26 protein-coding genes and 1 pseudogene are annotated in these 26,599 nt (G+C 70.6%); 8 read left to right on the forward strand and 19 right to left on the reverse strand.

What is annotated here, in order from left to right; translation table 11 throughout:
* Nucleotides 1–16: 16 nt before the first annotated feature.
* The 10 genes from JOE38_RS10915 to JOE38_RS10960 form a co-directional block, all read right to left on the reverse strand.
* Complete coding sequence (locus JOE38_RS10915) at nucleotides 17–2,290, reverse strand: heavy metal translocating P-type ATPase (RefSeq protein WP_204576299.1); 2,274 nt, start codon at nucleotides 2,288–2,290, stop codon at nucleotides 17–19.
* Nucleotides 2,287–4,230 (reverse strand): cytochrome c oxidase assembly protein, encoded by a 1,944-nt coding sequence (locus JOE38_RS16040; RefSeq protein WP_204576300.1) that lies wholly within the window; start codon nucleotides 4,228–4,230, stop codon nucleotides 2,287–2,289. The genes JOE38_RS10915 and JOE38_RS16040 overlap by 4 nt, the downstream gene beginning before the upstream one ends.
* 109 nt (nucleotides 4,231–4,339) lie before the next feature.
* Nucleotides 4,340–5,185: a DJ-1/PfpI family protein gene (locus JOE38_RS10925; protein ID WP_204576301.1), complete on the reverse strand. Its 846-nt coding sequence runs from the start codon at nucleotides 5,183–5,185 to the stop codon at nucleotides 4,340–4,342.
* A 61-nt stretch (nucleotides 5,186–5,246) separates the two neighbouring features.
* A complete protein-coding gene (locus JOE38_RS10930) occupies nucleotides 5,247–6,026 on the reverse strand; it encodes an ABC transporter ATP-binding protein (RefSeq protein ID WP_307838861.1) in 780 nt (259 codons plus the stop codon).
* Nucleotides 6,023–7,084 (reverse strand): FecCD family ABC transporter permease, encoded by a 1,062-nt coding sequence (locus tag JOE38_RS10935; protein WP_194683860.1) that lies wholly within the window; start codon nucleotides 7,082–7,084, stop codon nucleotides 6,023–6,025. Before JOE38_RS10935 ends, JOE38_RS10930 begins: the two co-directional genes overlap by 4 nt.
* A 2-nt stretch (nucleotides 7,085–7,086) precedes the next feature.
* Nucleotides 7,087–8,148, reverse strand: a complete 1,062-nt coding sequence (locus JOE38_RS10940; protein ID WP_204576302.1) for an ABC transporter substrate-binding protein — start codon at nucleotides 8,146–8,148, stop codon at nucleotides 7,087–7,089.
* Nucleotides 8,145–8,951, reverse strand: a complete 807-nt coding sequence (locus JOE38_RS10945) for a DsbA family protein (protein ID WP_194683858.1) — start codon at nucleotides 8,949–8,951, stop codon at nucleotides 8,145–8,147. Before JOE38_RS10945 ends, JOE38_RS10940 begins: the two co-directional genes overlap by 4 nt.
* A 26-nt stretch (nucleotides 8,952–8,977) precedes the next feature.
* Nucleotides 8,978–9,625 (reverse strand): vitamin K epoxide reductase family protein, encoded by a 648-nt coding sequence (locus JOE38_RS10950; RefSeq protein ID WP_204576303.1) that lies wholly within the window; start codon nucleotides 9,623–9,625, stop codon nucleotides 8,978–8,980.
* A 275-nt stretch (nucleotides 9,626–9,900) separates the two neighbouring features.
* A complete protein-coding gene (locus JOE38_RS10955; protein ID WP_204576304.1) occupies nucleotides 9,901–10,491 on the reverse strand; it encodes a hypothetical protein in 591 nt (196 codons plus the stop codon).
* 482 nt (nucleotides 10,492–10,973) lie between these two features.
* On the reverse strand, nucleotides 10,974–11,633 hold the full coding sequence (locus JOE38_RS10960; RefSeq protein WP_204576305.1) for a TetR/AcrR family transcriptional regulator: 660 nt from the start codon (nucleotides 11,631–11,633) through the stop codon (nucleotides 10,974–10,976).
* 120 nt (nucleotides 11,634–11,753) lie between these two features.
* On the opposite strand from JOE38_RS10960, the gene JOE38_RS10965 reads away from it, so the two are divergent.
* Nucleotides 11,754–13,253, forward strand: a complete 1,500-nt coding sequence (locus tag JOE38_RS10965; protein WP_204576306.1) for an MFS transporter — start codon at nucleotides 11,754–11,756, stop codon at nucleotides 13,251–13,253.
* Between the two features lie 189 nt (nucleotides 13,254–13,442).
* On the opposite strand, the gene JOE38_RS10970 is transcribed toward JOE38_RS10965, so the two are convergent.
* On the reverse strand, nucleotides 13,443–14,465 hold the full coding sequence (locus JOE38_RS10970; RefSeq protein ID WP_194683853.1) for a GNAT family N-acetyltransferase: 1,023 nt from the start codon (nucleotides 14,463–14,465) through the stop codon (nucleotides 13,443–13,445).
* Between the two features lie 458 nt (nucleotides 14,466–14,923).
* Between JOE38_RS10970 and JOE38_RS16105 the strand changes: the two are divergent.
* Nucleotides 14,924–15,286: pseudogene (locus JOE38_RS16105) on the forward strand (ABC transporter permease); the annotation flags it as partial.
* 76 nt (nucleotides 15,287–15,362) lie between these two features.
* On the opposite strand, the gene JOE38_RS10980 reads toward JOE38_RS16105, so the two are convergent.
* Entirely contained in the window at nucleotides 15,363–16,190 is an 828-nt protein-coding gene (locus tag JOE38_RS10980; RefSeq protein WP_204576307.1) for an aldo/keto reductase, read from the reverse strand.
* A 617-nt stretch (nucleotides 16,191–16,807) separates the two neighbouring features.
* On the opposite strand from JOE38_RS10980, the gene JOE38_RS10985 reads away from it, so the two are divergent.
* Complete coding sequence (locus JOE38_RS10985; protein WP_239544811.1) at nucleotides 16,808–18,262, forward strand: MFS transporter; 1,455 nt, start codon at nucleotides 16,808–16,810, stop codon at nucleotides 18,260–18,262.
* Nucleotides 18,263–18,354: 92 nt separating this feature from the next.
* On the opposite strand, the gene JOE38_RS10990 is transcribed toward JOE38_RS10985, so the two are convergent.
* The 4 genes from JOE38_RS10990 to JOE38_RS11005 all read right to left on the reverse strand — a co-directional run bounded on the left by JOE38_RS10990 (nucleotide 18,355) and on the right by JOE38_RS11005 (nucleotide 21,070).
* The gene (locus tag JOE38_RS10990) at nucleotides 18,355–18,975 is read right to left on the reverse strand and encodes a cysteine hydrolase family protein (protein ID WP_204576309.1); all 621 of its coding nucleotides are present in this window, start codon (nucleotides 18,973–18,975) and stop codon (nucleotides 18,355–18,357) included.
* 499 nt (nucleotides 18,976–19,474) lie between these two features.
* Nucleotides 19,475–19,828 (reverse strand): VOC family protein, encoded by a 354-nt coding sequence (locus JOE38_RS10995; protein WP_204576310.1) that lies wholly within the window; start codon nucleotides 19,826–19,828, stop codon nucleotides 19,475–19,477.
* Between the two features lie 479 nt (nucleotides 19,829–20,307).
* Entirely contained in the window at nucleotides 20,308–20,451 is a 144-nt protein-coding gene (locus JOE38_RS16110) for a hypothetical protein (RefSeq protein ID WP_374191162.1), read from the reverse strand.
* Between the two features lie 262 nt (nucleotides 20,452–20,713).
* Nucleotides 20,714–21,070 (reverse strand): cupin domain-containing protein, encoded by a 357-nt coding sequence (locus tag JOE38_RS11005; RefSeq protein WP_204576311.1) that lies wholly within the window; start codon nucleotides 21,068–21,070, stop codon nucleotides 20,714–20,716.
* A 201-nt stretch (nucleotides 21,071–21,271) separates the two neighbouring features.
* On the opposite strand from JOE38_RS11005, the gene JOE38_RS11010 reads away from it, so the two are divergent.
* From JOE38_RS11010 to JOE38_RS11030, 5 genes are all read left to right on the forward strand, one after another.
* Nucleotides 21,272–22,795: a sensor histidine kinase gene (locus tag JOE38_RS11010; protein WP_204576312.1), complete on the forward strand. Its 1,524-nt coding sequence runs from the start codon at nucleotides 21,272–21,274 to the stop codon at nucleotides 22,793–22,795.
* Between the two features lie 26 nt (nucleotides 22,796–22,821).
* Nucleotides 22,822–23,484: a response regulator transcription factor gene (locus tag JOE38_RS11015; protein ID WP_239544812.1), complete on the forward strand. Its 663-nt coding sequence runs from the start codon at nucleotides 22,822–22,824 to the stop codon at nucleotides 23,482–23,484.
* 66 nt (nucleotides 23,485–23,550) lie between these two features.
* On the forward strand, nucleotides 23,551–23,955 hold the full coding sequence (locus JOE38_RS11020) for a tautomerase family protein (RefSeq protein ID WP_204576313.1): 405 nt from the start codon (nucleotides 23,551–23,553) through the stop codon (nucleotides 23,953–23,955).
* 46 nt (nucleotides 23,956–24,001) lie between these two features.
* On the forward strand, nucleotides 24,002–24,643 hold the full coding sequence (locus tag JOE38_RS11025; RefSeq protein ID WP_204576314.1) for a uracil-DNA glycosylase: 642 nt from the start codon (nucleotides 24,002–24,004) through the stop codon (nucleotides 24,641–24,643).
* Nucleotides 24,640–24,864 (forward strand): hypothetical protein, encoded by a 225-nt coding sequence (locus JOE38_RS11030; RefSeq protein WP_204576315.1) that lies wholly within the window; start codon nucleotides 24,640–24,642, stop codon nucleotides 24,862–24,864. Before JOE38_RS11025 ends, JOE38_RS11030 begins: the two co-directional genes overlap by 4 nt.
* On the opposite strand, the gene JOE38_RS11035 is transcribed toward JOE38_RS11030, so the two are convergent.
* From JOE38_RS11035 to JOE38_RS11045, 3 genes are all read right to left on the reverse strand, one after another.
* Nucleotides 24,861–25,445, reverse strand: a complete 585-nt coding sequence (locus JOE38_RS11035) for a GNAT family N-acetyltransferase (RefSeq protein ID WP_204576316.1) — start codon at nucleotides 25,443–25,445, stop codon at nucleotides 24,861–24,863. The genes JOE38_RS11030 and JOE38_RS11035 overlap by 4 nt on opposite strands.
* Nucleotides 25,446–25,590: 145 nt before the next feature.
* On the reverse strand, nucleotides 25,591–26,007 hold the full coding sequence (locus tag JOE38_RS11040) for a putative immunity protein (protein ID WP_204576317.1): 417 nt from the start codon (nucleotides 26,005–26,007) through the stop codon (nucleotides 25,591–25,593).
* A 57-nt stretch (nucleotides 26,008–26,064) separates the two neighbouring features.
* On the reverse strand, nucleotides 26,065–26,580 hold the full coding sequence (locus tag JOE38_RS11045; protein WP_204576318.1) for a GNAT family N-acetyltransferase: 516 nt from the start codon (nucleotides 26,578–26,580) through the stop codon (nucleotides 26,065–26,067).
* Nucleotides 26,581–26,599: the final 19 nt, after the last annotated feature.

Here is a 26,599-nt window from a genome sequence, read left to right on the forward strand (position 1 = left end):
CTCGGGGTTCCTCGATTCACCCGCCCGTCCGCGTCCGATCCCCTGCGAAGTTCCGCAGGCGCAGGCTGTTGGAGATCACGAGCACCGACGACAGCGCCATGGCGGCTGCCGCGATGAGCGGATTCAGGAAACCGAACGCGGCGAGCGGGATCGCGGCCACGTTGTACCCGAACGCCCAGATCAGGTTCCCCCGGATCGTGCGCAGCGTGCGGCGGGACAGCTGCACGGCATCCACTACCACCCGCAGGTCCTCCCGAACCAGGATGATGTCCGCGGCCTTCATGGCGATGTCCGACCCCTGCACCATCGCCATCCCGAGCTGCGCGGTCGCGAGCGCGGCGGAGTCGTTGATCCCATCCCCGACCATCGCCACGCGGTGGCCCTCGGCCTGGAGCGACTCGATCACGCCGGCCTTGTCTGCCGGCAGCACACCGGACACCACGCGATCCACACCCACCAGACGCCCGATGTCGTGGGCGACGAGGTCCCGGTCGCCGGTCAGCAGGACCGTCGTCAGCCCGAGCTCCTTCAAAGCCGCGACCGCGGGGACCGCGGAGGGGCGCACGCTGTCGGAGACGACGATGATCGCGGCAGGGGCGCCGTCCACGATCAGGGTCACGACCGTGCCCCCCGACCGCAGCACCCGGTCGCGAGCGATCCTGGCATCCCCATCCCCGTCGATGCCCTGCTCGGCGAGGAGGCGCTCGTTGCCGATGATGCAGGAGCTCCCGCCGACGGTGCCGGCGGCACCGGTGCCGACCAGCGCGCGGAAGTCCTCCACCGGCGGCAGCTCGGACACGATGGTGCGGGCGTGGGCGACGACCGCGCGCCCGATGGGATGCTCGGATCCCGTCTCAAGCGCACCAGCGAGGCGCATCACCTCGGGGAGGGACCTGCCTGCGAGGGGGATGACCTCGGACACCTGCATGTTCCCGGTCGTCAACGTGCCCGTCTTGTCGAACACCACCGTGTCGATGACCCCGCTGGCCTCCAGGGCGTCCTGCCCCTTGATCAGGATGCCGAGCTGCCCGCCTCGCCCGATGCCCACCATCAACGCGGTCGGGGTGGCCAGGCCCAGGGCGCAGGGGCAGGCGATGATGAGCACCGCGATGCCGTTGCCCACGGCGGTGGCCGCCTCGGCGCCGACGAGCAGCCAGAGGGCGGTCACGATCGTGGCGAGCACGATCACGCAGGGGACGAAGACCGCGGAGATGGCGTCGGCGACGGCTTGCGCCTTCGCCTTGCGCCGTTGGGCGTCGTCCGTGAGGGCCGCCATCTGAGCCAGACGGGTGCGCGTGCCGACGGCCGTCACCCGTACGACGAGGCGTCCGGAGATGTTGGTGGTCCCGCCGATCACGGCATCATCGGGGTCGACCTCCGCCGGGACGGACTCCCCGGTCATGGCGCTGGTGTCCACCGCGGAGCGGCCCGACACGACGTCCCCGTCGGCGGGGATCCTCTCCCCGGGCAGGACGACCATGCGGTCGCCCACGCACAGGGTGCTCGCCGACACGACCGTCTCCGTGCCGTCGGGCTGCATGAGGCGCGCTTGACGGACGGCGAGGTCGCCGATCGCGTTCAGCACGTCACCGGCCCGCCGTCGGGCCCGCGTCTCGAAGTAGCGTCCGCCGAGCTGGAAGGTGACCATGCCCGCTGCCACATCGAGGTAGATCGAGTCGGCACCGGCGGGGGTCACCCCGAATCCCAGCCAGTAGCCGGGCGTGTCGCTCGGTGCGAACACCAGGGTCCACACGGCCCACCCGAACGAGACGACGCTGCCCAGCGAGACGAGCGTGTCCATCGACGCGGTGCCTTGGCGGAGCCCACGGAGGGTCGCGCGGTGGAAGGGCCATGCCGCCCAGGTGACGATCGGCAGCGCCAGGAGGACGCAGACCGCCTGCCATCCGTCGAAGCGGAAACCGGGGACCAGGGCCAGGAGGATGGTGAGGTCGCACAGCGGGATCGTCAGCAGCGCGGCCACGGCCAACCGTCGACGCAGCGAGGTGATGCGCACCTCGGTCGCCCGGGCCGACCAGGTGTCGTCCTCACCGCTGCGGATGGCCGCGGTGTACCCGGCCCGGGTGACCACGTCGATGGCGCGCTGGGTCTGATGCACAGGCAGGCCGGTGACGAGGGCCCGCTCCGTGGCGTAGTTGACCGACGCGGTGACCCCGTCGAGCTTGTTGAGCCGGCGCTCGACCCTGTTCGCGCACGCCGAGCAGGTCATGCCCCCGATGTCGAGTTCGATCTGGTCCTCGAGGGTCGACCTCCGGTCGTCGATGGTGGTCATCGGTCCTCCTCCTTCGTCGGCGTCGCCCCGGTGAGGACGATGGGGGTGCGGTCGCTCAACCGCGTGAGCATCTCGTTGTAGGCGTCGAAGCTGTCGTCGAGACCGCTGTCGAGGTGCCGGTCGGTGCGGGCGGCCGATCTCGCGTCCTGGCGTGCCCACTGGGTGACGAGGGCGATCACGACCACGATCAGCGGTAGCTCCCCGGCCGACCAGGCGATGCCTCCGCCGAGGTACTGGTCCCCGGCGAGGTCCGTCATCCACGGGGCGTCGACGTAGGCGTAGAAGGTCTCGGCGATCACGGTCGTGGAGGTCATGATGATCACCCCGAAGAAGGCGTGGAACGGCATGGCGGCCAGCACCAGCCCCAGCTTCCCGATGTGCGGCAGCGGGCGGGGCGGATGATCCGCACCGATGACCAGGCTGTAGAACAGGTAGCCGCCGATGAGGAAGTGCAGGTTCATCAGCTGATGCGACCAGTGGTACCGCATCGCCTCCTGGAAGATCGGCGTCAGGTAGATCAGGTAGTAGCTGCCGACGAAGGAGACGAACACCCACAGCGGGTTGAGGAGGGTGCGCGTCACCGACCAGTTCAACAACCCGGTGATCCACTCGTGCGCCGCCGCCGGTTCTCCGCGTCGCCGCGGTGGTATCGCACGCAAGGCCAGCGTCACGGGGGCGGCCATCACGAGGAGCAGGGGGCCGAGCATGTTCAGGCTCATGTGGAGCAGCATGTGCAGGCTGAAGGACACGCTGGAGTACTTCCCGAGACCGGACGAGGTCGTCACGAACACGACCACCCACCCCAGGACCCACACCACGGTGCGTCCTCGCGGCCACGCGTCCCCGCGGCGACGCAACCGCCGGACGCCGACCAGGTAGGACACGACCGCGACAGCGGCCAGCACCGCGAAGAGGATGTTCACGCGCCACGCTCCGACCAGCACCGCCAACGTCGGTGCCGGGGTGACGTCGAACCCCAGGAACAGCTCCATGATCGACGTCGGCACGAAGTACTGCGGCGGCGGGATCCGCAGCATCGCCACGGAGACGCCCGCGGACACGAGCAGGAGGGCGGCACCGGCCGCGACGAGCGGGCGGCCGAACTCGGTGGACGAGCCGCGCCGCCGGCATGCCACGGTCCCCAGGACTCCGAGGACAGCGAGGAGAGCGAACCGGACCAGGAACAGCACGCCCGTCGTGGACGCGAACGGCGATCCGCCGGCGAGCTCGAACGCAGCGATGACCAGCTGACCCGCCGTCGCGATCCCGGCGCACACCAGGCTCAGCCCCACGAACCGGCTCTGTGCCAGGGGGGAGCGCATCGACGTCGAGCGCCATCGCACCAGCACGGTCACCGTGGCACCCAGCCACGCGGACATCGCGGGATCGGCGAAGATCGCCGCGTCCCCTCCGAAGTCGTGGTCAGGGCCGACGAGCACCTGCCCGACCAGCACCGGTGCGAGGATGGCGACGACGCAGATGCCCGCCAGCGCCAGCGTCGAGGTCCAGGCGTCGACCAGATGCGCTGCGCAGAAGACCACCAGGGCGAGCAGCGCCGTGACGATCCACGCGGCGGGCAGGTACGACGCCTGCGCCAGGTACGCGAGCGCACCCGGCTCCATCGCGCGCGACAGCGGCACGCCGTTGGCGTCCGCTGCATCCACGACGGCGAGAGCCGCCGCCGCCGCCGACCACGCGCCTGCGCTCCACCGCACCAGCCTCAGGTCGACCCCGGAGTGCACGCGCATCCGATCCCGACCCGCCCGTGGGACCACGAAGAGGGCCACCGTGAGGGCCCCGAGGCACAGGGCGCCGGCGACGACGGCCACCAGCCGCAGCATGGCGCTGGTCATCGAGGTCGTCATGCCCGGGTCGCCGCGGCCGATCGCGGAGTACCCGCTGTCGCCCAGCAGCAGCACCGTCGTCACGACGATGGCCACGGGGATCATCCCGGCAGCCACGGCGGCGGCCAGCACCGCGCGGCGTCGCCCGATGGACGCGCCACGGAGATCCGTCGTCGACGCGGACGGCATCGAGGGCCTCGATCGCTCAACGGGAAGGGGCACGGAGTTCCTCCACGAGAGGCGCCAGGAAGTCCCGGGACAAGGTGGTGAGGGCCGCTCCGGCCGCGTCCGGCGTGCCGGTGCCGAAGGGCGGCTCGGGCGCGTATTCGGCGCCCAGCTCGGCGAATCGGGCGAGCTGCTCGCCGCAGAGGTACGCGACGAGCCGGATCGCCAGGTCCATGCCCGCCGTGACACCGGCGGCGGTGAGCCGGTTGCCGTCTTCAACCACGCGCTCATCGACCTCGATGGCCCCGTATCCGGGCAGCAGGTGCCGGACGGACCAGTGCGAGGTGGCATGACGCCCGTCCAGCAGCCCGGCCGCGGCGAGGGCGATGGATCCGGAGCAGACGCTGGTGACGTACGTGGCTGTCTCGCCGAGGCGGCGGAGGTGGCCCATGGCACGGGTGTCGCGGAGGAGGATCCCGGTGTCGCCGCCTGGGACGAGGATCACCTCCGGCCCCTCCACCGCGTCCGCGAGGGTCGCCGTGGGAGTGAGGGAGACGCCGCTGCCGCTGGGTACCGGCTCGCCGAGGCTCCCTGTGGTGGTGAAGTGCACGGCGGCGCCGGTCGCCGCGAGGAAGTGGAAGGGTCCGACCGCGTCGAGGAGTTCGAATCCCGGGTGCAGGACGATCAGGATCGTCGCATCCGTCGCGAAGCGGAGCCCGGGGAGCGACTCCAGGGTCCGATGAGCGGCGATCGACCGGTCGATGGCCGCCCGCTTGGCAGGGTCCCCGTCGGGGGCGGTGAGAAGGGTGCTGCGGGCGGCGTCGAGCGGGGCTGAGCCTGCGTGGGACGCGGCGGCGCCGAGGACGGTGTCGTGCTCATCGTGCATGTGGTGGTTCTCCTGTTCCTTCTGACGTGGTGCTGGTCGATGGCGGGCGGCAGCTGACGTCTCAGCTGTCGGCGTAGACGAGCTGCAGGCGCCCGGTGAGGGGGTTCGTGATCGCGGCGGAGCGCACGCCGAACACCTGGCGGAGCAGCGGTGGAGTGAAGACGGCCTCGGGGGAACCGGCAGCGACGACGCGGCCGTGCTCGAGCATCACGATCTCGTCGCAGTAGGAGGCCGCGAGGTTCAGCTCGTGCAGCGTGACGAGGGTGGTGATCCCGAGCTCCCGGACGAGGGCGAGCAGCTGGAGCTGGTGGCGGACGTCGAGGTGGTTGGTGGGCTCGTCGAGGATCAGGATCCGCGGCTCCTGCGCGAGCGCCCGGGCGAGCTGCACACGCTGCCGCTCGCCACCTGAGAGGGTGCTGACGTCGCGGTCAGCGAGCTCCGCCACCCTCGCCCGGACCATGGCCCGCTCCACGGCCCGCCGGTCCGCATCGTGATCCGTGCCGAGGATGCGCCCGTGCGGGATCCGTCCCGTGGCCACGCACTCGGCGACGGTGAGCTCGAGATCCGCGGGGCTGTCCTGGACGACGGCGGCGATCATCCGGGCGGCGTCGCGCGCGGGCATCGTCCAGACGTCCTGGTCGCCCGCGATGACCTGCCCGTCGGCGGGGCGGAGCATGCGGTACACCGTCCGCAGCAGCGTGGACTTGCCGCTGCCATTGGGTCCGACGAGACCGACGACGTTCGCGTGCGCGCCCAACGTCACCTGATCGATGATGCGGTGGCCCGCGATCTCGACGGTGACGCCCGTGATGCGCAGAGATGCGCCGTCTCCGGCGCTCACCGTCCCCTTCTCCCCGACCGGCGCAGCAGCCACAGGAAGAAGGGGGCGCCGACGACGGCGGTGAGCAGGCCGACCGGGACCTCCGTCGGGGCGAGGACCACCCGGGCGGCGATGTCCACGACCACCAGGAGCAGCCCGCCGGCGAGAGCCGACGCGGGCAGCACCCACCGGTGATCCGAGCCGATGACCATCCGCACGGCGTGCGGGACTACGAGGCCGACGAACCCGATGGATCCGCTGACGGCGACCACGACACCGACGAGCAGCGATGTGATGAGGAACAGCCCCAGCCGCACCCGCCCGACGTCCACGCCGAGGCTCGCCGCGGTCTCGTCCCCGGTGAGGAACGCGTTCAGCACGGGTGCGAGCAGCACCAGGAGAGCGGTCGCGAGCAGCAGCACGAGCGCCGGCACCCCGAGGTCGCCCCAGGTCGCGGCGGCGAGGCTCCCGGACAGCCAGGACAGGACCTGCCCGACGCCCTGACCGGGGCCGGAGGAGCGAAGGACGAGGTAGCTCGTGATCGAGCTGAGCAGGTAAGACATCGCGACACCGGCGAGCACCAGCCGGTTCGGGGTCACCCGCCCTCCTTGCTGTGCGAGCACGAACACCAGGACCGTCGTCGCGAACGCCCCGATGAACGCCGCGACCGGGGTCGACACCGCGGCGAACAGGCCGGTGGTGAGGGTGAGCGCTGCTACAGCGGCCACCGACGCACCCGAGGAGACCCCGAACACGAACGGGTCCGCCAGCGGGTTGCGGACGACGGCCTGCAGCACGGCGCCGGCGACCGCGAGAGCGGCGCCGACGACGAAGCCGAGCAGGGCTCGCGGCAGACGGAACTCCCACACGATCCGGTCATCCAACGCGGTGCCCCTCTCGCCGCCCCCGGGCAGCAGGTGGGCGCCGATGACGTCGACCACCCGACCGGGCGGGATCCCCACGCTGCCGACGGCGACCGAGAGGATCACGGCGATCACGCAGGCGACGAGGAGGAGCCCGAGCGTGATGTGCGGGCGTCGCACGACCCGTCGGGCCGGCCGCGGGGGAGCGATCGTCATGGTCACGAGCTCGGCACCGGGAGATCCAGGTCCGGGTGGAGTGCGTTCGCGATCCTGGTGAGCCCGACCATGACGGAGATCGACGAGTCGGCCTCCTGCGTCGGGACCTCGCTGATCCGGCCGCTCCTCACCGCAGGGAGGTCGGGGAAGGTCTGCTCCAGGAACTCCTTCTGCGTGGCGAAGTCCTGGCCGGGGTACGTGCCGACCAGGATGACGTCCGCGTCGGATGCGGCGAACTCCTCTTTGCTGACGTAGACCGAGCCGGCCGGGAAGACGTCCTCGCCGCCCGCGGTTCGGATCAGATCGTCGTGGAGCCCGCCCGCGAGGACGTTCAGCGGGCCGGTCCCGCCGTTGAAGAAAGCCGTCCTGACCGTCGGCGCTCCCTCCACGGCGTCGATGACCTTCTGCTCGTCGTCGCGGAGCGTTCCGATGACCTCGTCCGCCTTCGCGGAAACGCCGAACACGATCCCGTAGTCCCGCAACGTGGTGAGGGCGGACTCGATGTTCCATGTGTCGGTGCTCTGCGCATCCGCGGACGTGCAGAGGTTGGCCCCGTACACGGTCGCGCCGGACTGCTCGAGCTGCTCGACGGTCGCGTATCCCCGCGAGGCATCGAAGGCGTACCCGTCGAGGACCTGCCCGGTGACGAAGTCGGGCATCTCGCTCAGCAGGACCTCCTTGGAGGGGAAGCCCGTCTGGCCGCCGATCGTCGGCAGCGCGGCCGCGTCCTGGGCGACGGAGTCGGGGTAGGGGGCGTAGGCCTCCTGCACCGCCACGATCCGGTCCCGCAGGCCGAGGGCGAGGAGCGCCTCCGTGGTGGACTGCCAGAGGCTCACCACCCGCTGCGGTTCAGCATCGATGGTGAGCTCGCGGCCGCAGTTCGTCAGCGTCACGGGATACCCGGCCGAAGACGCCCCTACGGACGATTCGCTCGACGAGCCCCCGGACGCGCCGCCGGGGACGGGCACGGGGGCCGAGGTGCTCGCGGAGCAGGCGGTCGCGAGGATCAGAAGCGTCGCGGTCGTCGTGGTGGCCGTGAGGACGCGGCGGGCGAGGCCGCTCATCCGGCGGCGATCCCGGACGGCAGGGAGGCACCTGCTGCGGTGAGCGCGTCGACGAGACCCTGGCCGCTCACGGTCGCGGTCTTCTGGCCGCCGATCATGAGGGTCGGCGTACCCGTGACGCCTGCGGCGGCCGCCACGTCGGTGTTGGAGCCGATCCAACTGGTGAAGGCGCCCTTCTCGGTGCAGGTGATGGCTTCCGGGTCCGTGACGCCTCGAGAGGTCAGCCACGAGGAGAAGTCAGCGCCCGTCCACGAGTCGGTGGCGGCCGAGTGGTTCGCGAACAGGGCGGAGTGCACGTCGGGCCAGGCGGACGGGTCGTGTTGGAGGACGCACGCGGCGGTGCTGCCGGCGGTGCTGCCGTAGTTGGTCACGATCTGGATGGGGTGGTAGACGACCCGCACCTGCCCGGATCCGGCGAGCCGGTCGAGGAGGTCGCCGGTGGTGGCCTCGTACTCCTGGCAATGGGGGCAGGAGTAGTCCTCGTAGATGTCCAGCGTCACCGGGGCGTCGGCAGCGCCCACGGACACGGCGTCCGCTTCGGCGGTCACCTGCGCCTGGCCGCCGCTGGCGAGCTCGACGTCGGCGTCCGCGGTGGGGGGCACGCTGCCGGCGGCTGCCTGGTCGCGGAGCAGGCTCGCGCCGCCCCAGATGCCGGCGACCAGGACGACGACGGCGGCGCCGACGCCGAGCTGCGCGAACAGGCGCCGGCGCTTGCGCCTCGTCTCCTCGAGGCGGCGCTGGGCGTTGGCCTTCTCGCGGATCTCGCGTGTGCGGTCGCGGTCGGCGGTGGTCTTCTTGCTCATGGTCTGGTGCTCCTGTCGGGAGTCGGTCAGGGAAGGAGGGAGGGGATCAGGGCGGGGAACTCGGTGATGATCGCGATCACGATGACCGCGTAGTTCAGCACCACCACCGCCCACGTGAACGGGGCGATCGCCGTCGCCATGCGTCGCACCGCGGCGGGCGCGGGGATTTGGCTGTACCGGAGAGCGTGGATGGAGGTGGTCCACCAGAGCGGGATCATCGCCATCCACACGAGGAGGCAGTACGGGCAGAGGGCGCCGATGACGAAGACGGTCTGGGTGAACAGCCACGTGATGAACACCCACCCCATGGACAGCCCCGCGGTGAAGACGGTCCAATGCCAGCGCGCGTACCTCGCTCCCGCGAGCAGCCCCATTCCGACGACGATCGGCGCGATGAAGGCGGCGACGCCGATGAGCGGGTTCGGAAACCCGAGCAACGAGGCCTGCGGGGACTGCATCACCGTGGCGCAGGACACCAACGGATTGATGTCGCACGAGAGGGCACGCCCGGGGTGCTCGAGCAGCGACATGCGCTCGAGCACCAGGACGAAGGAGCCCGCCCAGCCGAGGACGCCGGTGATCACGAGCAGCACGGCGAGCCCGACGGGCCGGCGGTGGTCGCGGGCCGGCTGGGCCGGCTGCTTGTCGGTGGTCCGCTCGGTGCGTGAGCTCACGGGAGGGCGTCGCCGACGTGGACGTCCGTGGTCCGTAGTTCGAGGACGGGGTCGTCTACTCCGATCGTGTGGTCGGCGGAGGGCAGGGGAGTGCGCAAGGGCATGAAAGGGGTCCTGAGATGGGCGCCGTGGAGGACGGCTCGACGGTTCCGGCCGGCTCGTCGAGAGCGCGGACGGCGCGTGGCCGCGTCAGGGGACGCGGCAAGAGCACGGCACGGGAAGATGTGCCGGGAAATGCCCGAGCGCGCGGCAGCGCACGGGACAGGAGAGTCGGGTCAGGCCGCGGTCGGAGGCCCGCGGAGCGGGGACGCTGCGACGAAGACGCCGAGGTCGCGGAGTTCGACTCGGACGACGTGGGCTACCCGGTGACGCACCTCCGCGCGAGGGGCGACCAGGAACGCGACGGCGCAGAACACCACTGCGAAGCTCGTGCGCGCGAGCGCGAGCACGTCCCAGAAGGCACGCTCGCCCAACCGCATGGCGACGATCGTCACGATCGCGGCACCGAGGTGAGCGATCCACATCGAGGATCCTGCGTGCATCGCACCCATGCCCACCATGTCGGCCGACGCCGAGCCGTCGGTCACCACGTGACCGCCCATACCGTGATGGCCGCCGATGACCTGCATGGTCGTCGACGTCGGGACGCCGACGGAGAAGAGCAGATGCAGGATGCCCTGGCTCCCCGTCACGGCGAGGGACAGGCGAGTGGTCGAGACGGTGCGCCCCGCGAGAAGGACGCACGTCGGCACCGCGAGCGCCGCAGCGAGCACCAGGCCCACAGCTCCCGGCGCGTGTCCGCCCCCGGCCATGTGCGACAGCATCGCGACGAGGATCGCGAAGGCAGCCGTGACGAGGCCGCGCACGACGCGCGTCCCCCGCCCGGCCATCACCAGCGCCCCCGGTCCCCTCATTTGGAAGACAGCCTAAGCGGCAGACGCTCCCGGCGCATGCGATGCCCCGGCCTCGGCGCGGGGCGCTCTGCCACGCTCACGACGATCGAAGCATCTTGGTCATGCGCTGCCTGCCAGCGGTGTCCGCTTCAGAGCGTCTTCCTCTACGCCGGACCCATCGTCTAGGCCCTCGACGTCGTTGCGCTCCGCGCGTCGTTGACCAGCGGCGTCGCGTCCGCGTAGTACGCGGTGAAAGCGTGCCGCGGCCGTGAGGGTGGCGGGTTCGTCATCCCCCCCTGCTGAACACGCGCGCCGCGATGTCCCCCTCTCCTCGTCCTCGGACCCCGGAGTCGCCTCCGTGGCCGCGTACTGCCTTCGGCAACCCTCGGGTGGGGAGACGAGCTGGTTGCAAGACACCCCGCATGCATTGCTCGACGAAGGTCAGGCCGATCCGACTAGACGTCGTGCTCCGTGAGCAGCGTCCGGAACATTCGCGCGAGCGGGCCGGAGAGCTCCTCTGCGGTGGCGGTGGCGACGGGCTGTACCGCTGCGGAGGTACGGAGCATCACCACTCCCGTCATCGTCGCGATGGTGAGCTGTGCCCGGAGGAGTATCGAGGCGGTGCGGGCATCGTCGTCGCTCCAGCCCGCGGCCCTGGCGATGCTCTGAGTGAAGTGCTCGAGGGTCCTGCGGCGGATGCGGTCGGCGTTCTCATCTCCCGAGGAGCGCAGCAGCAACAGGAGTTGAAGCGGATCGTCTTCATCCGGCGTGTTCGCGACGTGCGTGATGAGCCGGTCGATCAGGCCATCCAGGTCGGCTGCACGTGGCGATGCATATATCTCGAGTTCATCGAAAGTGCACAGCATGCAGGCCTCGAACAGGCCTTCCTTGGACTCGAAGTACCGATTGATCAGGGCCACGTTGACCCCGGCGTCCCCGGCGATCTGACGGACCGTCGTAGCTCGGTAGCCGTCGGTCGCGAACCTCCGTCGAGCTGCCCCCACCAACGCGCGGCGAGTCGCCGCCCCGCCCCGTTCCGGGCGCTGCAGCTCGTCCTCGTCGGAGAGCGGGAGCTTGGGGAGTGCCCTACTCGTTGTCTGGGTCTCGTAGCTCATGTCTCACATCCTCGACGCAACCGTAGCGCGTCCTACGCCCAGTGTAAACGCGTGTTGACACACGCCTCGCAAACGAGAAGACTCGCGGGGTCAGCAGACGTTTACATTCTGAGGAGATTCATGTCCACCATCACACACAGCTCTGCCACAGGCTCGGTTCCAACCCTGACCGGTCAAGATGCGGAGGCTCCTCGGCCCCGCGGCGCGGCGATCATCCTGTTCCTCTCGCTGGGAGGGTTGTCCTTTTCGGTACTGCAGTCGTTGGTCGCGCCGACGCTCGGCACCATCGGTGCGGACCTCGGCGTCGAGACCGCTGACGCGAGCTGGGTTCTCACGGCGTACCTGCTCTCTGCCGCCGTGCTGACTCCGATCCTCGGGCGCCTGGGCGACATGGTCGGCAAGCGGAAGGTCATCATCGTCGTGCTCTCGCTGCTGCTGGTCGGCACAGTGCTCGCCGCGCTCGCACCGAACCTCGGCGTGCTGATCGTGGCGCGCATCCTCCAGGGTGCCGCTGGTGCCGTGATGCCGTTGTCGATCGGGATCGTGCGCGACGAGCTCCCGAGAGAGCGCGTGAGCGTGACCATCGGGCTCCTCTCGGCCATCTTCGGGATCGGCGCGGGTGTCGGCATCGTCGCGGCTGGACCGATCGTCGAGACGTTGTCTTGGCACTGGCTGTTCTGGCTTCCCGCGGTGCTCGTGCTGATCGCCCTGCTGGGCGCGATCTTCGGCATCCCGGAGTCCCCGGTGCGCACACCGGGTCGCCTCGACATGCTCGGTACCGGCATCCTCTCCATCGGCCTCGTCGCCCTGCTCCTGGCGATCAGCGATGGAGAGAAGTGGGGATGGGGTGACGGCAAGACGGTCGGGCTGCTCGTGCTCGGTGCCGTGTCCCTCGTCGCGTTCGTGTTCGTGGAGCTCCGAGCGGCGAACCCGCTGATCGACGTGCGCCTGTTCCGACACCGTGGGGTCTGGACCGCGCACATCGTGGCGCTTGCTTTCGGATTCGCGATGTTCGCCACCTTCATCCTGGTGCCCACCTTGCTGCAGCTGCCCACCCTCCTCGGCTACGGGTTCGGCAAGTCCGTAAGCGAGGCCGGCCTCTACCTTCTGCCGACCGTCGTCGGGATGGTCGTATCCGGTGTCGTCGCGGGCATCCTGATCCGCCGCATGGGGCCGAAGATCCCCATGGTCATCGGCGGGGTCGCGGTGACTGTCGCATTCGTCATCCCCGCGCTCGGGCATGCGGAGGACTGGCAGATCCTGCTGTCCGGCGTTCTCACCGGCGTCGGCGTCGGCATGGCCCTCGCCGCCACCTCCAATGCCATCGTGGAGAGTGTCCCTGCCGCGCAGACCAGCGAGGCCATCAGCGCCAACACGGTGATCCGGACGGTGGGGAGCAGCGTCGGCACGGCTGTCATAGCGGCGCTCATCTCCTCGAACGTGACAGCACAGGGGGCTCCGACGGACTACGCGTTCACGATGGGGTTCTGGGCCTCCGTCGGCGTCGGAGCCCTCGCGATCATTGCCGCGCTGGCCGCGCCGTCGCTGCGTTCGCGCCGACGCGAAGCGATCGCAGCCGGGGTCGACGACTCCGCGGAGCTCGAGGCACGCAGCGACTAGGGTTCCTCTTCAGCCGGCGATGGCAGAACGCCTCACTCCCCGGACGGGGCGCCTTGCAGCCGTTTGTCTGCGAGGCGTCTCGCAGGTCGAAGTGCCTGCCGAGGTGCTGGTCTGACCTCGAGGCCCCATGCTCTCCATTAGCACCGAGCTGCCAAGCGATCGCAGAACCCCAGCGGGTCAGGCTCAAGCTCAATAGGCGGCGACGTAGTTGACGCTGACCGTCTGCGGAACGTAACCCAGCCCCTCGAACAGTTCGAGGCCCTTGCCGTCTCCGTCGGTCGCGACGTCGAGGACGCTCCGATCCACTCCCGCATCATTCACCGAGCGGAGGTGCTGCGCGAGCAGCGCGCGCGCGACACCGCGGTGACGTGCATCGGGGACGACGCCGATGACCCACACGTAGCCGCTCGAGGCCGAAGGGCCCTCCGCTCCATGCTCGGTGAGGAGCGTCAGGATGAGTCCGACTACGCGATCCGCGTCATCCAGGGCGAGATAAGAGAGTCCGTGGTCGAACGTCTCAAGCGACGTCATCGAGTCCCATTGCTCGTCGCTCATGGGCTGGCTGCTGCCATGTCCGCGGAACGCCGCGTCTCGCGCGGCATGCGCCGCCTCGGAGTGCTCGGCAGCGTATTCCACGATGCGGATCCCGTCGGGCGCAGTGACGTCTTCGAGAGGTCCGGTCGTCGTGCGTGCGAGGTTCTGGAACCACCTGTTCGGAGCGAATCCCGCATGCCGGAGCGTGGATGCGGCACCCGAGGCGCGCTCGTCGGCAGCGACGACGACCCACCCGGGCAGTGTGCTCGCGGACTCCGCGAGCTGCTGCAGGGCTCTCGAATGCTGCCAGGCGAGGAGGGAACGGCCGATGCCCTCTCCGCGTCGGGTCGGAGCCACACCGCCGGTGAGGATGGATCGAACCAGGGTCTCCTGGGTCGGAGGATGGATCACGAGACCCCATGCGACGATCTCGCCGTTTTCCGTCACGGCGGCGAGCGAATCCGACGCGAGGTCCATGTAGCTATGGCCGAGCTCTTCGAGGATGTCCTCTCGTGTGTCGACCCAGTCAGGATGGTCGGCCTCGGCGATCCTCTCACCGATCTGCACGAGAGCATCGACGTCGGCGAGGACGACGGGCCGCCAATGGATGCCGACCAGCGGTGCGGGATCTATCGACTCGGAGCGGTCGATGCGTTGGGAGAGGGGTAGCGCGCTCATGTCGAGAAAGCTACCGCGCCCCTGCGGCGCTATTCCCGGCACGACGACCAGCGCGATGTAACCGTCGAAGACCTCCGAAGAACGATGGACACACTCCCGAAGATCGGCCTACGCAATGTGCCCACCTCCGGCAGGGACCCCCTAGTAGACACACTCCGCACCCCTTGTCGCGCTCCGCAGGGCTTTGTTGAGGTACGCGAAGACCCAGGGAAAGCGGCTGAGACGCGGAGTCACGATCCGAGCGCCAGTGGCCAAATGGTCAGCTCGCAGAGAGTTGTCATGGATCGCTCCGGATGTCGGCTTGAGCTCCATGGCTACCGCTGGGCTCTACGAGTACCTCTTCGGGACCATCCGGGCGAAGGGGGCATCGTGACCTGCCCCACGTCCATCCCAGGTGGTCCAATCCGCGGTAATCGTAGCTGGCGGTTCATGCCGACCGGGCGTAATGCGTGCCTCCTATGCTTCTCGTCGCCCTCAGTCTCGTGAACATCTCGCTCGTCACCGTGAAGCAGCGGATCCGCGACATCGGCGTGCGCCGCAGCTTCGGCGCGAGCGCGGGTCGGATCTTCTTCGCCGTGATGATGAGGAGCATCGTCGCCACGGTCGCGGCGGGCGTGACCGGCGTCGTGGTCGCCGTGGCCGTCGTGAAGAACCCGGTGATCCTCTCCTACGTCGCCTAAGGCGTCACCGAGTTCCCGCCGTTACCGCTGTCGGCGGCGATCCTCGGACTCGGAGTATCGCTCGCAGTCGGTGCGATCGCGGGCCTGCTGCCGGCGCTGGTCGCGGTGCGGGTCTTCGTGATCGACGCGATCCGGTACTGACGCGGGAGCCGGGCGGGGCGTCCTGCCCCGCTCCGCGTCGGGTCGCGACGGCGTCATCCCGGGACCGGGGTGACGATCAGTCCCCTGCGAGGGGAGGGTCGTAGCGCGCCGCCGTTCCCTGATCCATGCCATCCAGGGCCGCCATGTCGGCCGCGCTGAGGGTCGCGTCGAGGGCCCGGAGGTTCTGCCGCAGGCGATCCTCGGACGCGGACTTAGGGATGACGATCAGCCCGTGGGCGAGGTGCCAGCGCAGGATCACCTGGGCGGGCGTGCTCGTGCTGCGCTCGGCGATGTCGAGGACGACCGGGTGCTGGAGCAGGTTCGTCGAAGGTCCGAGCGGGGACCAGGACTCGATGGCGATGCCTCGGGCGGCGGTGGCCGCGCGCAGCTCCCGGTGGGCGACGACGGGGTTGACCTCGATCTGGTTCACCGCCGGCGTGACCCCGGTGCTCTGGATGATCCGGTCGAGATGCTCCGGGCGGAAGTTCGAGACGCCGATGCTCTGTGCTTTGCCCTCGCGCTGGAGCTCGATGAGCGTCTCCCAAGTCTCGACGTACTGGTCCTGCGACGGCATCGGCCAGTGGATGAGGGCGAGCTCGACGTGGTCGTCCCCGAGACGCCGCAGCGACTCCTCGAGCGCGCGGCGGGTCCTCCTGCGACCATGGTCGTCGTTGCCGATCTTGGTCGTGATGAACAGCTCGGCGCGCGGTAGGCCGCAGCGGCGGACGCCCTCGCCCACCCCCCGCTCGTTGCCGTAGATCGCGGCCGTGTCGATGTGCCGGTACCCGACCTCGACCGCCGTGACGACCACCTCACGGACCTGGTCGTCCGTGAGCGGGTAGGTCCCGAGTCCGATCTGCGGGATGGTGCGTCCGTCGTTCAACGCGAGGTCGGGTGTGTCCATGGGTGCATCTCCGTGTCATCCGGTGGTCGGTCGAGGAAGGGGGCGTGGCTGCCGCGGCGTGTGGGCCGCTTTGCAGGCGGCAGGGGGCCGCGTTGCGAGGCTGTCTCGCAGGGCGCCGGCCTGATGAGGGTCCTGACGTTAGACGAGCCCCGTCGAACGCACCGCGGGCTGTCCACCAGCGGCGCACGAGGTGGGGGCACGCCCACACGACAGCGCTGGCGGTGCGCACGCAACGAAGGTAGCCGCCGTCGCCGGCGAGTCGCGGCACATCGACCCGATCAGCTCGTCGCGACCAGGCGATCACCGTGCCGCCGAGCCCTTCAGGGGCCATGCCAACCAATACCCCCCCCAGGTTTACGACGCGGAGCGCATCATAGGTCAGCGACTCGGAATCGCCCGCGTCCTCCAGACCCAGGTCTCGAGGACCATCTCATTACAAAGGCCTGGGGAAGTGTCCGTGCGCACGTGCGTACGTCGGCGCACGTGAGCTACCGTCTCCGTCTGACCGACTGTGATCGGTGCGGTCGACTCGGCGCATTCGCGCGGTCGGTCCGAGGCTGAAAACCTCCGGCATCCCCATCGAAGCCCGGAGATCCTCTATGTCTACGTCCATACCCTTGCGGGGCGCGTCGAACGCCCCCGCCTCTCCCAAGCGCTGGTGGGCGCTGGTCGTCCTCGCGCTCACCCAGCTCGTGGTGGTGCTCGACGGCACCATCGTCAACATCGCCCTGCCGCAGGCCCAGCAGGAGCTCGGCCTCAGCGACGTCGAGCGCCAGTGGGTCGTCACCGCGTACGCGCTCGCGTTCGGGGCCCTGCTGCTGCTCGGTGGCCGGGTCGCCGACTACTGGGGCCGCAGGCGCACCTTCATGGTGGGCATGATCGGCTTCGGCATCGCCTCCGTCATCGGCGGCTTGGCTCAGAACGGCACCGAGCTGATCGTCGCGCGCGGCCTGCAGGGCGTGTTCGCGGCCCTGCTTGCGCCCGCCGCCCTCGCACTGCTGACCGTGACCTTCCCGAGCGGCCGCGAGCGGAACACCGCCTTCGCGGTCTTCGGCACGGTCGCGGGTGCCGGCGCCGCCGTCGGCCTCGTCCTCGGCGGCGTGCTGACCGAGTTCGCCGACTGGCGGTGGTGCCTGCTCGTCAACGTCTTCTTCGTCATCGTCGGAGTCATCGGCGGTGCCGTCCTGGTCACCGAGAGCAAGGCCGAAGGCGACAACCGCTACGACATGCTCGGTGCCGTCACCGTGACCCTCGGCCTCGGCTCGCTCGTGTACGGATTCACCCTCGCCGAGCACGGCTGGGGCCAGATCGACACGATCGGCTTCCTCGCCCTGGGCGCCGGCCTTCTGGCACTCTTCGTCCTGATCGAGAGCCGTGTCGCCCAGCCCCTGCTCCCGCTCCGCGTGGTCACCGACCCCGTCCGAGGAGGAGCGTTCCTCATCCAGGCCATCGTGGGCAGCGTGCTGATCGGAGCCATGCTGTACGTGGCGTTCCATCTGCAGATCGTGCTGGGCATGGACCCGCTGCCGGCAGGACTCGCCACGCTGCCTATGACGCTGATGATCATGCTCATGGCGCCGGTCGCGACGAAGCTGCTCTCCACCGTGGGGCCGCGCCCCATGATGATCGGCGGGCCGCTGATCTCCGCGGTCGGCCTGGCCTACCTCAGCCGCATCACGGTCGACGGCTCCTACTTCGTGCAGGTGATGCCGGCGCTGATCGTCCTGGGCATCGGCATGGCGTTCATCTTCGTCCCGCTGCAGAACCTCGCCCTCACCGGCGTGAAGCCGCAGGACGCCGGCGCCGCATCGGCGACGCTGAACTCCGCCCTGCAGATCGGCGGATCGATCGGCCTGTCGGTGTTCACCGCCCTGTACGCCTCCACGGTCGACCGCTACGACGGCGGCGGATCGGAGCTCGACGCCTTCACGAGCGGCTACTCGGTGGCCTTCCTCGCGGCGGCCATCGGACTGGTGCTGGCATCGATCATCGCGGCCGTGTTCATCCGCGGCTCGAAGTCGGACCTGCTTCCCCAGGGCGCGGACGCCGAGGTCGCGGTACCGGTGCACTGATCCTGACCGCATGACGGAGACGGCCTCCGGCACCATCTCGGTGCCGGAGGCCGTCTCTACGTTCGTGGCTAGGTGGCCAGAGTGACTAGCAGTCAGTCGGCGTCGGAGGCTCCGGTGGCGGCGAGCACTCCCTCGCCGCTGATGCGGGACATCGCCTCCCTCCAGGGCAGGACGGTCGCGAAGGCCGCGTCCATGATGGCCAGCGAGGCCTCGTGCTGCCCGGGCGCGCCGGCGACGCAGTCCGAGGCGACGTACATGTCGAAGTCGCGCATGTATCCCGACCGCACCGTGGACTCGACGCAGATGGAGGTGACCGTCCCCGTGACGAGCACGGTCGTGGCACCGAGCGTCCGCAGCACCTGCTCCAACGGTGTGTTCAGGAAGGCGTCGTAGCGGTTCTTGTCGATGACCGCCTCCCCCTCCGCGGGCGTCAGGGCCGCGTGGACGTCCGCGTCCCAGCTGCCGCGCTCGAGCAGCTCGAAGTGCGGCGGGAGGAAGCCCTCCATCCGCATCGGGAGGTCGACCATCCCGGGGCGGAAGACGCTGCGGGTGTAGATGACCGGGATCCCGGCGGCGCGTGCGGCGGCGATGGCCTGCGCGTTCGCGGCGATGACCGAGTCGACGTCGGGCATCCCCATGCCGAGGCGGGGGAGTGATCCGTCGGGGTGGATGAAACCGTTCTGCATGTCGATGACGAGCAGTGCGCTGGACATTCCGTCTCCTTGCTGAGCAGGTGTGACGCGGCCAGCATCGTGCGGACCGCGTGGCCGTGGTCGGCCTGCGACCCGGCGCGTCAGACCCACGAAGCCGATGCAGGAGATCGAGGGTGCCTCCCCGCTGGGGCTGCGGTGCAGCTGGCGGGCGCCCTCGCCGAGGACGATCTCAGTCCATCAGGTCCGTGGGTCGGATCAATATCGGGTGTGTTTCGGGGATGTGAATCGGCGGCCTGTCTTCATGTGTGCTGCCGTCCGCAGCTGCCAGCTCGACGACCGGCCGAGACGCCCCTGCCCCCGAGTGGGTAATGTCTTCGCCTTTGGTGAGCGGGTCGCAGAGCCTTGTTGGAGAGGAATGGCCGAGGGTCTCATGTTCTTGAGACTCCCCGGCCATCTCCCATGCCCTGGTGCGCGCACGCAGCGACGCGGCACGCGATCCCGACGTAGTCGCTTCAGCAGACGTGTCTACGCGGCCTGAGAATATGTCGGGCGTGGACCGCTACTCCTGCGCGGTGACGAGTTGGAGGTCGTTGCCTTCGCTGTCCTTGAACGGCATGATCCGGCCGAACGGCTTCTCGCTAATCTCCGGCGTGATGCCCGCGCCCTTCTCGTTCATCGCCGCGACCTCATCCTCGATGCTGCCATCGGGCTCGAAGCTCAGGACAGCGCCTCCGTGCTCGGAGACGGCCGCGTTCTCGCGGGCGTTGAGCCCGATGACCACGCCACTGGTCTCGATCTCGCTCCAGGTGTCGCTCTCGCTCGTGATCGTGAGACCCAGAACATCGCGGTAGAACGCGGTGGCCCGCTTCATGTCCGTGACCGGGACCCATACAGCAGTCAGATCCTTGACCATTGTGAACTCCATTTCTGCGACGAAAATCGCCTGCTTCTCCGGCTTACCTGGCATTGCCACCGCAGCGGCAGTGGTGCCCAGAGCTCCCAGCTCAAAACACGGAAGCTCAGGGAATCAGACGATCAGATCGCCAGGTGACGACGCGACAATTCTCAAGAGGTATCCAGGGTGTGCCTGTAGTAGAAGGATCGCGAAAGAGCAGGCGGCAGGGACGTGGCCTGGGCTGTGGGTGGAGCGTCGTCGTCGTTGCGTCCTCGGTAGGGCTAGGTCGAGGCCCAGTGCCCCGACCCCCTACCAGACATAACTCTCATTGTCGGTGGCCATTCACAGCACTCGGCTCATCTCAGTCGAGGTCCCCTCACCGGAACAGTCGCCGGACCACCTTCCTGAGGCGGGTGGATCCGCGGATGGTGCCCGGCGTCGCGGTGGTCCGGAGAGGGATCCCCTACCGGACCAGTCGCGTCGACACACGCCGACGCTCAGCGGCAGGGTGCAGGTCGAGTTCGATCGTTCGCGATGGGGATCTGGTCCCAGCCCTCCGCTGAGACGCCGAGCTCGCCGTTCGGGTCGGCGTAGCGGGAGAGGATGCTCGCCACGAGGACCTGGCCGGTGGTCGAGCCCATGCTCTTCGCGCTCTCGTACCGGCCCTTGTACGCCGGGTCGTTCCAGAGGTCCGGCCAATCCGAGGGCGCAGCGGATGCGCTCGTGCGGTCCGCGTCGTAGGTGAGGAGGATCGCCTGCTGAACGAGCGGCCACCTGCGGCCTCGTCCTCAACGAAGGGGAGGAGGTCCTCGACCGTGACGTGAACAGCAGGTGGCCGACCGGCGCTCCCCGGGGCGAGGCGACCCTCGCGAGCGCCGCGTCAGGGGCCGAGCGGGGACGCTGTCAGCGATGTTCAGTGCGGCGAGACGGCTCCGACCGGATCTCGAGCATCACGCAGCCGGTCGCCGTGCGGTACGGCCCGTGCGGCATGCCCGGCCGACGCGAGGCGTAGTGGCCAGGGCCGAAGGTGCGGCCGAGCGACAGGTCGGTCAGCTCGCCGTCGAGGAGGAACACCTCCTCGACGAACGCGTGCCGGATGACCCCCGCCGCGCTGGTGTCGAGCCCCGGGTCCCATCGCGCGAGACGCGTGAGGATGACGTCGCCCTGACGGCTGAGGACCCGCTCGCTGATGCCCGGGCTGCCCGGGTCGCGGGTCCACTCGATGTCCTCCGTCGCGAAGAACTCGTGCTCCGACTTCATGGGTCCTGTCCCTCGTCTCGTCTCGTCTCGCCTCGGCGGGCGGCTCGGCTCAGGGCCGCCCTCCATGGTGGCAGGCGCCCGCGCGGTCATCCCCGCGTCGCCGGGAGCCCTCACCGCGCTCGTCGTACGGGGGCATCCCCCACCCCCGATCCGGGAGCGAGCAGGATGGGCCCCGTGCCCGGCGCTCGCGAGGCTGGGATCATGAACGAGACATCGCCCACCACCGAGGCCGAATCGACGCCCGTGCCACCCGAAGACCTCCCCGCCGCACCCGCGGACGCCGACGACCTAGCCGACACGGACGAGGGCGCCGGCACGCCGCCCGCGCGCCGCCGCTCCTTCTACGCCGACGCCTGGCGCCACCTCCCGCGCGACTTCGGCTACCTCGCGCTCACCGCCCTGCTGCTCGCCACCGTCTACATCGCGCTCCCCGCCGCGGTCTACAGCCTCTTCGACTCGCTGCTGTGGTCCGCGTCGGGCCTCTTCGCGGCCGTCGCGCTCCTCGCGGCGCTCTTCGCCGCGCGGGGTCTCGGCGCCGTCGAGCGGGCCCGGATCGGGTGGGCCGAGCCCCGGCCGATCCGCCCGGTCGACTGGACGCCGCGCTGGCAGCAGAACCGAGCCACGCGGATCCTCTCGGCCGTCGCGAGCCCGCACTACTGGCTGCACCTGCTGCACGCGGTCGTCGTCTACCCGCTGGTGTCGTTCGTGACGCTCGGCGTGGGCGCCCTGCTGGTCGCCGGGTTCCTCGGCCCGATCGCCGGCGGCATCGCGATCCTCGGCTACGGCTGGCGCTTCGAGCAGATCCTCGTCGACCACGGCTACGACGCGGGACGCACCTTCGCCCTCGCCGGCGTCCTCGGCGTGACGGCGATGATCCTGTCCGTCGTGCTGCTCCCGCTCTGGGCGCGCGGCGCCGTGCTCGCCCACTACTGGACCGACCACGCTCTCCTCGGCGGCTTCAAGTCCGACGCCCTCGAGCGCCGCGTCCAGGGGCTCGAGCAGTCCCGCGCCGGAGCCGTGACGGCCGAGGGCCAGACGCTCCGCCAGATCGAGCGCGACCTGCACGACGGACCGCAGCAGCGCCTGGTGCGGCTCCGCATGGACCTCGCAGCCGCCGAGCGCGCGCTGGACACGGATCCGGAGCGGGCCAGGACGCTCATCGCCGAGGCCTCCGAGCACGCGCACGACACCCTCGAGGAGCTGCGCGCGCTGTCCCGCGGATTCGCCCCGCCGATCCTCCTCGACCGCGGGCTCGTCGCCGCGCTGGAGGCCCTCGCGTCCCGGGCGACCGTCCCCGTCGCGCTCGACGTCCACCTGCCCGAGACCCTGGTGCTCCCGACCGAGGTCGAGCGCAACGTCTACTTCACGGTCAGCGAGCTGCTCACCAACGTCGCGAAGCACTCCGAGGCGACCCGTGCGGACGTCACGCTGGTGCTGATGCGCGACTTCGACGGCGCGCGGATCCTTGTGGCCCGCGTGACCGACGACGGCCGGGGCGGCGCGTCCGTGCAGGAGGGCCACGGCCTCGAGGGGCTCGTCGGACGGATCGGCGCGCTCGACGGGGACGTGAGCATCTCCAGCCCGCAGGGCGGGCCGACCCGGATCACCGCGCGCGTGCCCCTGCTCACGCTCAACGGCGTCCCGACCGACGGATCCGGCACCGGCACGGGCACCGGCGCCGAGGCGGGCGGCCCGTTCGCCTCCTCGCCCGACCCCGCCGCGTGAGCATCCCGCTCGCTACGCTCGGGACCATGGACGACGGCCGGGATGCAGCGCGCATCCGGGCCGTCGTGGTCGACGACGCCGTGCTGCTCCGCGAGGGGCTCGCGCGCGTGCTCGTCGAGGCCGGCATCGACGTCGTCGCCCAGCACGCGGACGCCGCCAGCTTCCTCGCGGCGCTGGCCGCCGACGCCCCCGACGTCGTCGTGATGGACGTTCGCATGCCGCCGACGTTCTCCGACGAGGGGATCCGCGCCACGGTCGAGGCGCGCCGCCGCGTGCCGGGGATCGGCGTGCTGCTGCTCTCCCAGTACGTCGAGGCCGCCTACGCCGAGGAGGTCTTCCGGAGCGGGACGGCCGGGATCGGCTACCTGCTCAAGGACCGGGTGACCCGGCTCGAGGAGATCGACGACGCCGTGCGCCGCATCGCGTCCGGCGGCACCGTGCTCGACCCGGAGGTGGTGACGCAGCTCATGGCCCGACGACGCGATCCCCTCACCGCGCTCACGCCGCGCGAGCGCGAGGTGCTCGCGCTCATGGCCGAGGGCCGCACCAACGCGGCGATCGCGCGGGCCCTGGTGATCGGCACCGGCGCGATCGAGAAGCACGTGACGAGCATCTTCGTGAAGCTCGGCCTGGAGGACACGGGCGAGGACCACCGCCGGGTCCTGGCCGTCCTCGCGTACCTGGGGTGATGGCCGGGCGATCCGCCCGTCGTCCTCCGCGCCGCCTCCGAACCCCGACCGACCGAAAGGAACCCCATGCCCCTCATCCGCATCGACCTCGTCGAGGGACGACCCGACGAGCAGATCGCCGCCATCGGCGACGTGCTCATGCGCACGCTCGTGGACGTCTACGGCCTCCCGGAGCGCGACCGCTTCCAGATCGTCACCGAGCACGCGCCGGGTCGCCTCACGGCCCTCGACGTCGGGCTCGGCATCGAGCGGTCCGAGCAGGTCGTCGTCATCCAGATCTTCACGCAGGCGGGCCGCAGCACCGAGGAGAAGCAGGAGTTCTTCCGCACCCTCGCGGCCTCCCTCGCCGAGGTCGGCGTCGCGGGCGAGGACCTCGTCGTCGGCTTCGTGGAGAACACCGCCGCCGACTGGTCCTTCGGCTTCGGCCGCGCCCAGTACGTGACCGGGGAGCTGCAGAAGCCGGGGAGCTGATCCGCCCGCACTCCGCGGGCCGCGCTCGCCCGCGTACGGTCGAGGGATGACCCGACGCATGGCCGACCCCGTCTTCCGCGCCGCGCAGGAGCGCGAGGCCGCCGCCGCGCCGCACATGGCACCGATCACCCGGTTCGTCGCAGCGATCCAGGACCGCGACGGACGGGGATGGGCGCCGGGCGTCGCCCCCCACCACGGAGGCGTCGACGCGCGGGTCCTCAGCGTCCTCCGCGACCCCGGGCCGGCGACGCAGGTCGGCGTCGGATCCGGCTTCCTCAGCGTCGAGAACGACGACCCGACCGCCGAGCGCCAGGCGACGCTGTTCGCCGAGCACGGGATCCGCGACCGCGACGTGCTGCCGTGGAACGCCTACCCCTGGTACATCGACGCCGCCCCGAACGCCGAGCAGGGCCGTGCGGGTGCGCAGGCGCTCGTCGAGCTGATCCGCCTGCTCCCGCACCTCGAGGTCGTGCTGCTCCAGGGCCGCGACGCCGAGCGGATCTGGGCCCGGGCGCTCGTGCTCGACCCGGCGCTCCCGGGACCCGGGGTCGAGGTGGTGCGCACCATCCACCCCGGGCGACAGGCGCTCTTCCACCGGGATCCGGGCGTCCGGGCCGAGCGGCAGGCGCACCAGGTCACCGCGTTCGCTCGCGTCGGCGGGATCCTCGCCGCGGAGCCTGCGACGTGACGGACCCCGTCGATCCCGCCCGCATCCGCACGATCCGCCGCCTCCTCGTCATCGTCTGGGCCATCCTCGCTGTCGGCCAGGCGGTGGTCGGCGTCCTGGCCCTCACCGTGACGGACGGCGCGGAGGGCATCCGGGCGATGGGCGTCGCGATGCTCGTGGGCGCCGCTGTCGCCGCGATCATGTCGGCGCTGTTCGCGGTCGCCCTGCGGCGCTCGCGCTAGCCGAGCGGATCGCCCAGCGGCTGCACGTACCGCCGGCACACGTGCACGCGCCGGAAGCGCGCCCGCATCTCCGCCTCGCGCTCGATCGGCGCGTGCAGGAACGCGAGCACCGGCCGGCCGAGGCCTTCTGGCGTCGTGAAGCCGGTCGTGTCGTCGCCATCGCCCACGAAGACGTGCAGGTAGCTGGTCTCCTCGACGAATCCGACGCGCTGGTACCAGGCGTTCGCGGCGGGATCCTCGCGGGTCCACGCGTCGAGCTCGGTCGCGCCGGTGCCTGCGAGGAGCGGGACGGCGGCCTCGAGCAGGCTCGTGGCGATGCGGCGGCCCTGGTGGTCGGGGTCCACGGCGACGGTGTCGATGGTGGCGAGGGCGCCTTCGACGCCGATGTCGAGGATCCCGACGATCGTGCCGTCCGGATCCTCGGCGACGAGCGCGACCGACGGCTCGGCCGGTTCCGGGCGCCGCTGCTGCACGTCGTCGTAGTACTGCGAGCCGAGGAACGAGAGCGCGCGGCAGCGGATCCAGCCGGGCTCGTCGGCGGGGGAGTAGGCGCGGATGGGGGGCGCGGGGTGCGCGGTCATGCGGGGTCCTGTCGTCGAGGCGCGCCGGGCGGATCGGCCTGGTGCGGGTGGAGGGGGAGCGTGGGCGGTGCTCATCTCGACGACATGCATCCACCGTGGCGGACGCGGCGATCCCGCCGCAAGGCCCGCGGCGGATCCGCGTGGCTCAGCCGAAGACGTACGACGCGAGGTCCGCGGGCACCTGCTCCCGCTGCCGGGCCAGCTCCGCGACGAGCGCCTCGCCCGTCAGCGCCTTCCGCGTGTACCGCGGGATCTCGCGGGCGTGGGCGGCCATGTGGGCGACGGCCGCGGCCTGGCCGACGGCTCGCGCGACGGCCGTCGCCTCCGGGGACGTGGCGTCGCGGGCGGCGGCATGGCACGCGAAGGCGAGGGTGCGCATCGCGGCGACGCCCACGGATCCGTCCGCGAACGCCGCCGCCCCCGCGATGGCGTCGCGCAGCCGGCCGTCGTCCGGGCGCTCGGCGGAGAAGATCGGGAGGAGCCGCGCCGCGCATGCGGCAGACCAGACGATGAGCCGCCGACGGTCGCCCTCGGACAGCGTCAGGTCGTCCGCGTCGATCATGCGTTCAGCGTTCCACACGGCCCGCGTGCCGGCGTCGGGCCCCGGCCGCACGATCGCTCAACCCAGCTCGCGCCCCATCTGGATCCGCCGCCCGAGCCGGTCGAGGCCGAGCCGCGCCTCCGTGTCTACGAGCGCCGCGTGGAACGGCGTCGCGGGCGGCTCCTCGGCGAACCCGGCGCGGGCGTAGGAAGGCGCGTTCCACGGCACGTCCGCGAAGGTGCGCAGCGTGATCCGCCGGTGGCCGCGCCGCTCTGCCTCATCCGCGGACGCCTCGACGAGCGCGCGCCCGTGGCCGCGACGGCCGTGCGCGGGCGGCACCGAGACCTGCTCGAGGTGGGCGAGGCCGTCGACCTCGAGCACGTGCGCGAAGCCCACGAGCGCGGCGTCCGATCCGTCAGCCGTCTCCTCCGCGACCAGCAGGAACCCCGGCTCCGCGGCCCGAGACGCCCCGGTCGGCGCGGGCGGCCAGTCCTCCGGATCCAGCAGGTCGACGAGCAGGCGGTCGGCCGCGTCCTCGATCCGCTGCAGCGCGTCGAGGTCACGGGCGGTGGCGAGACGGATCCGGGTGGTCACCGGAGCATCGTACGAGGGG

The organism is Clavibacter michiganensis (assembly GCF_016907085.1).
GTDB lineage: Bacteria > Actinomycetota > Actinomycetes > Actinomycetales > Microbacteriaceae > Clavibacter > Clavibacter michiganensis_O.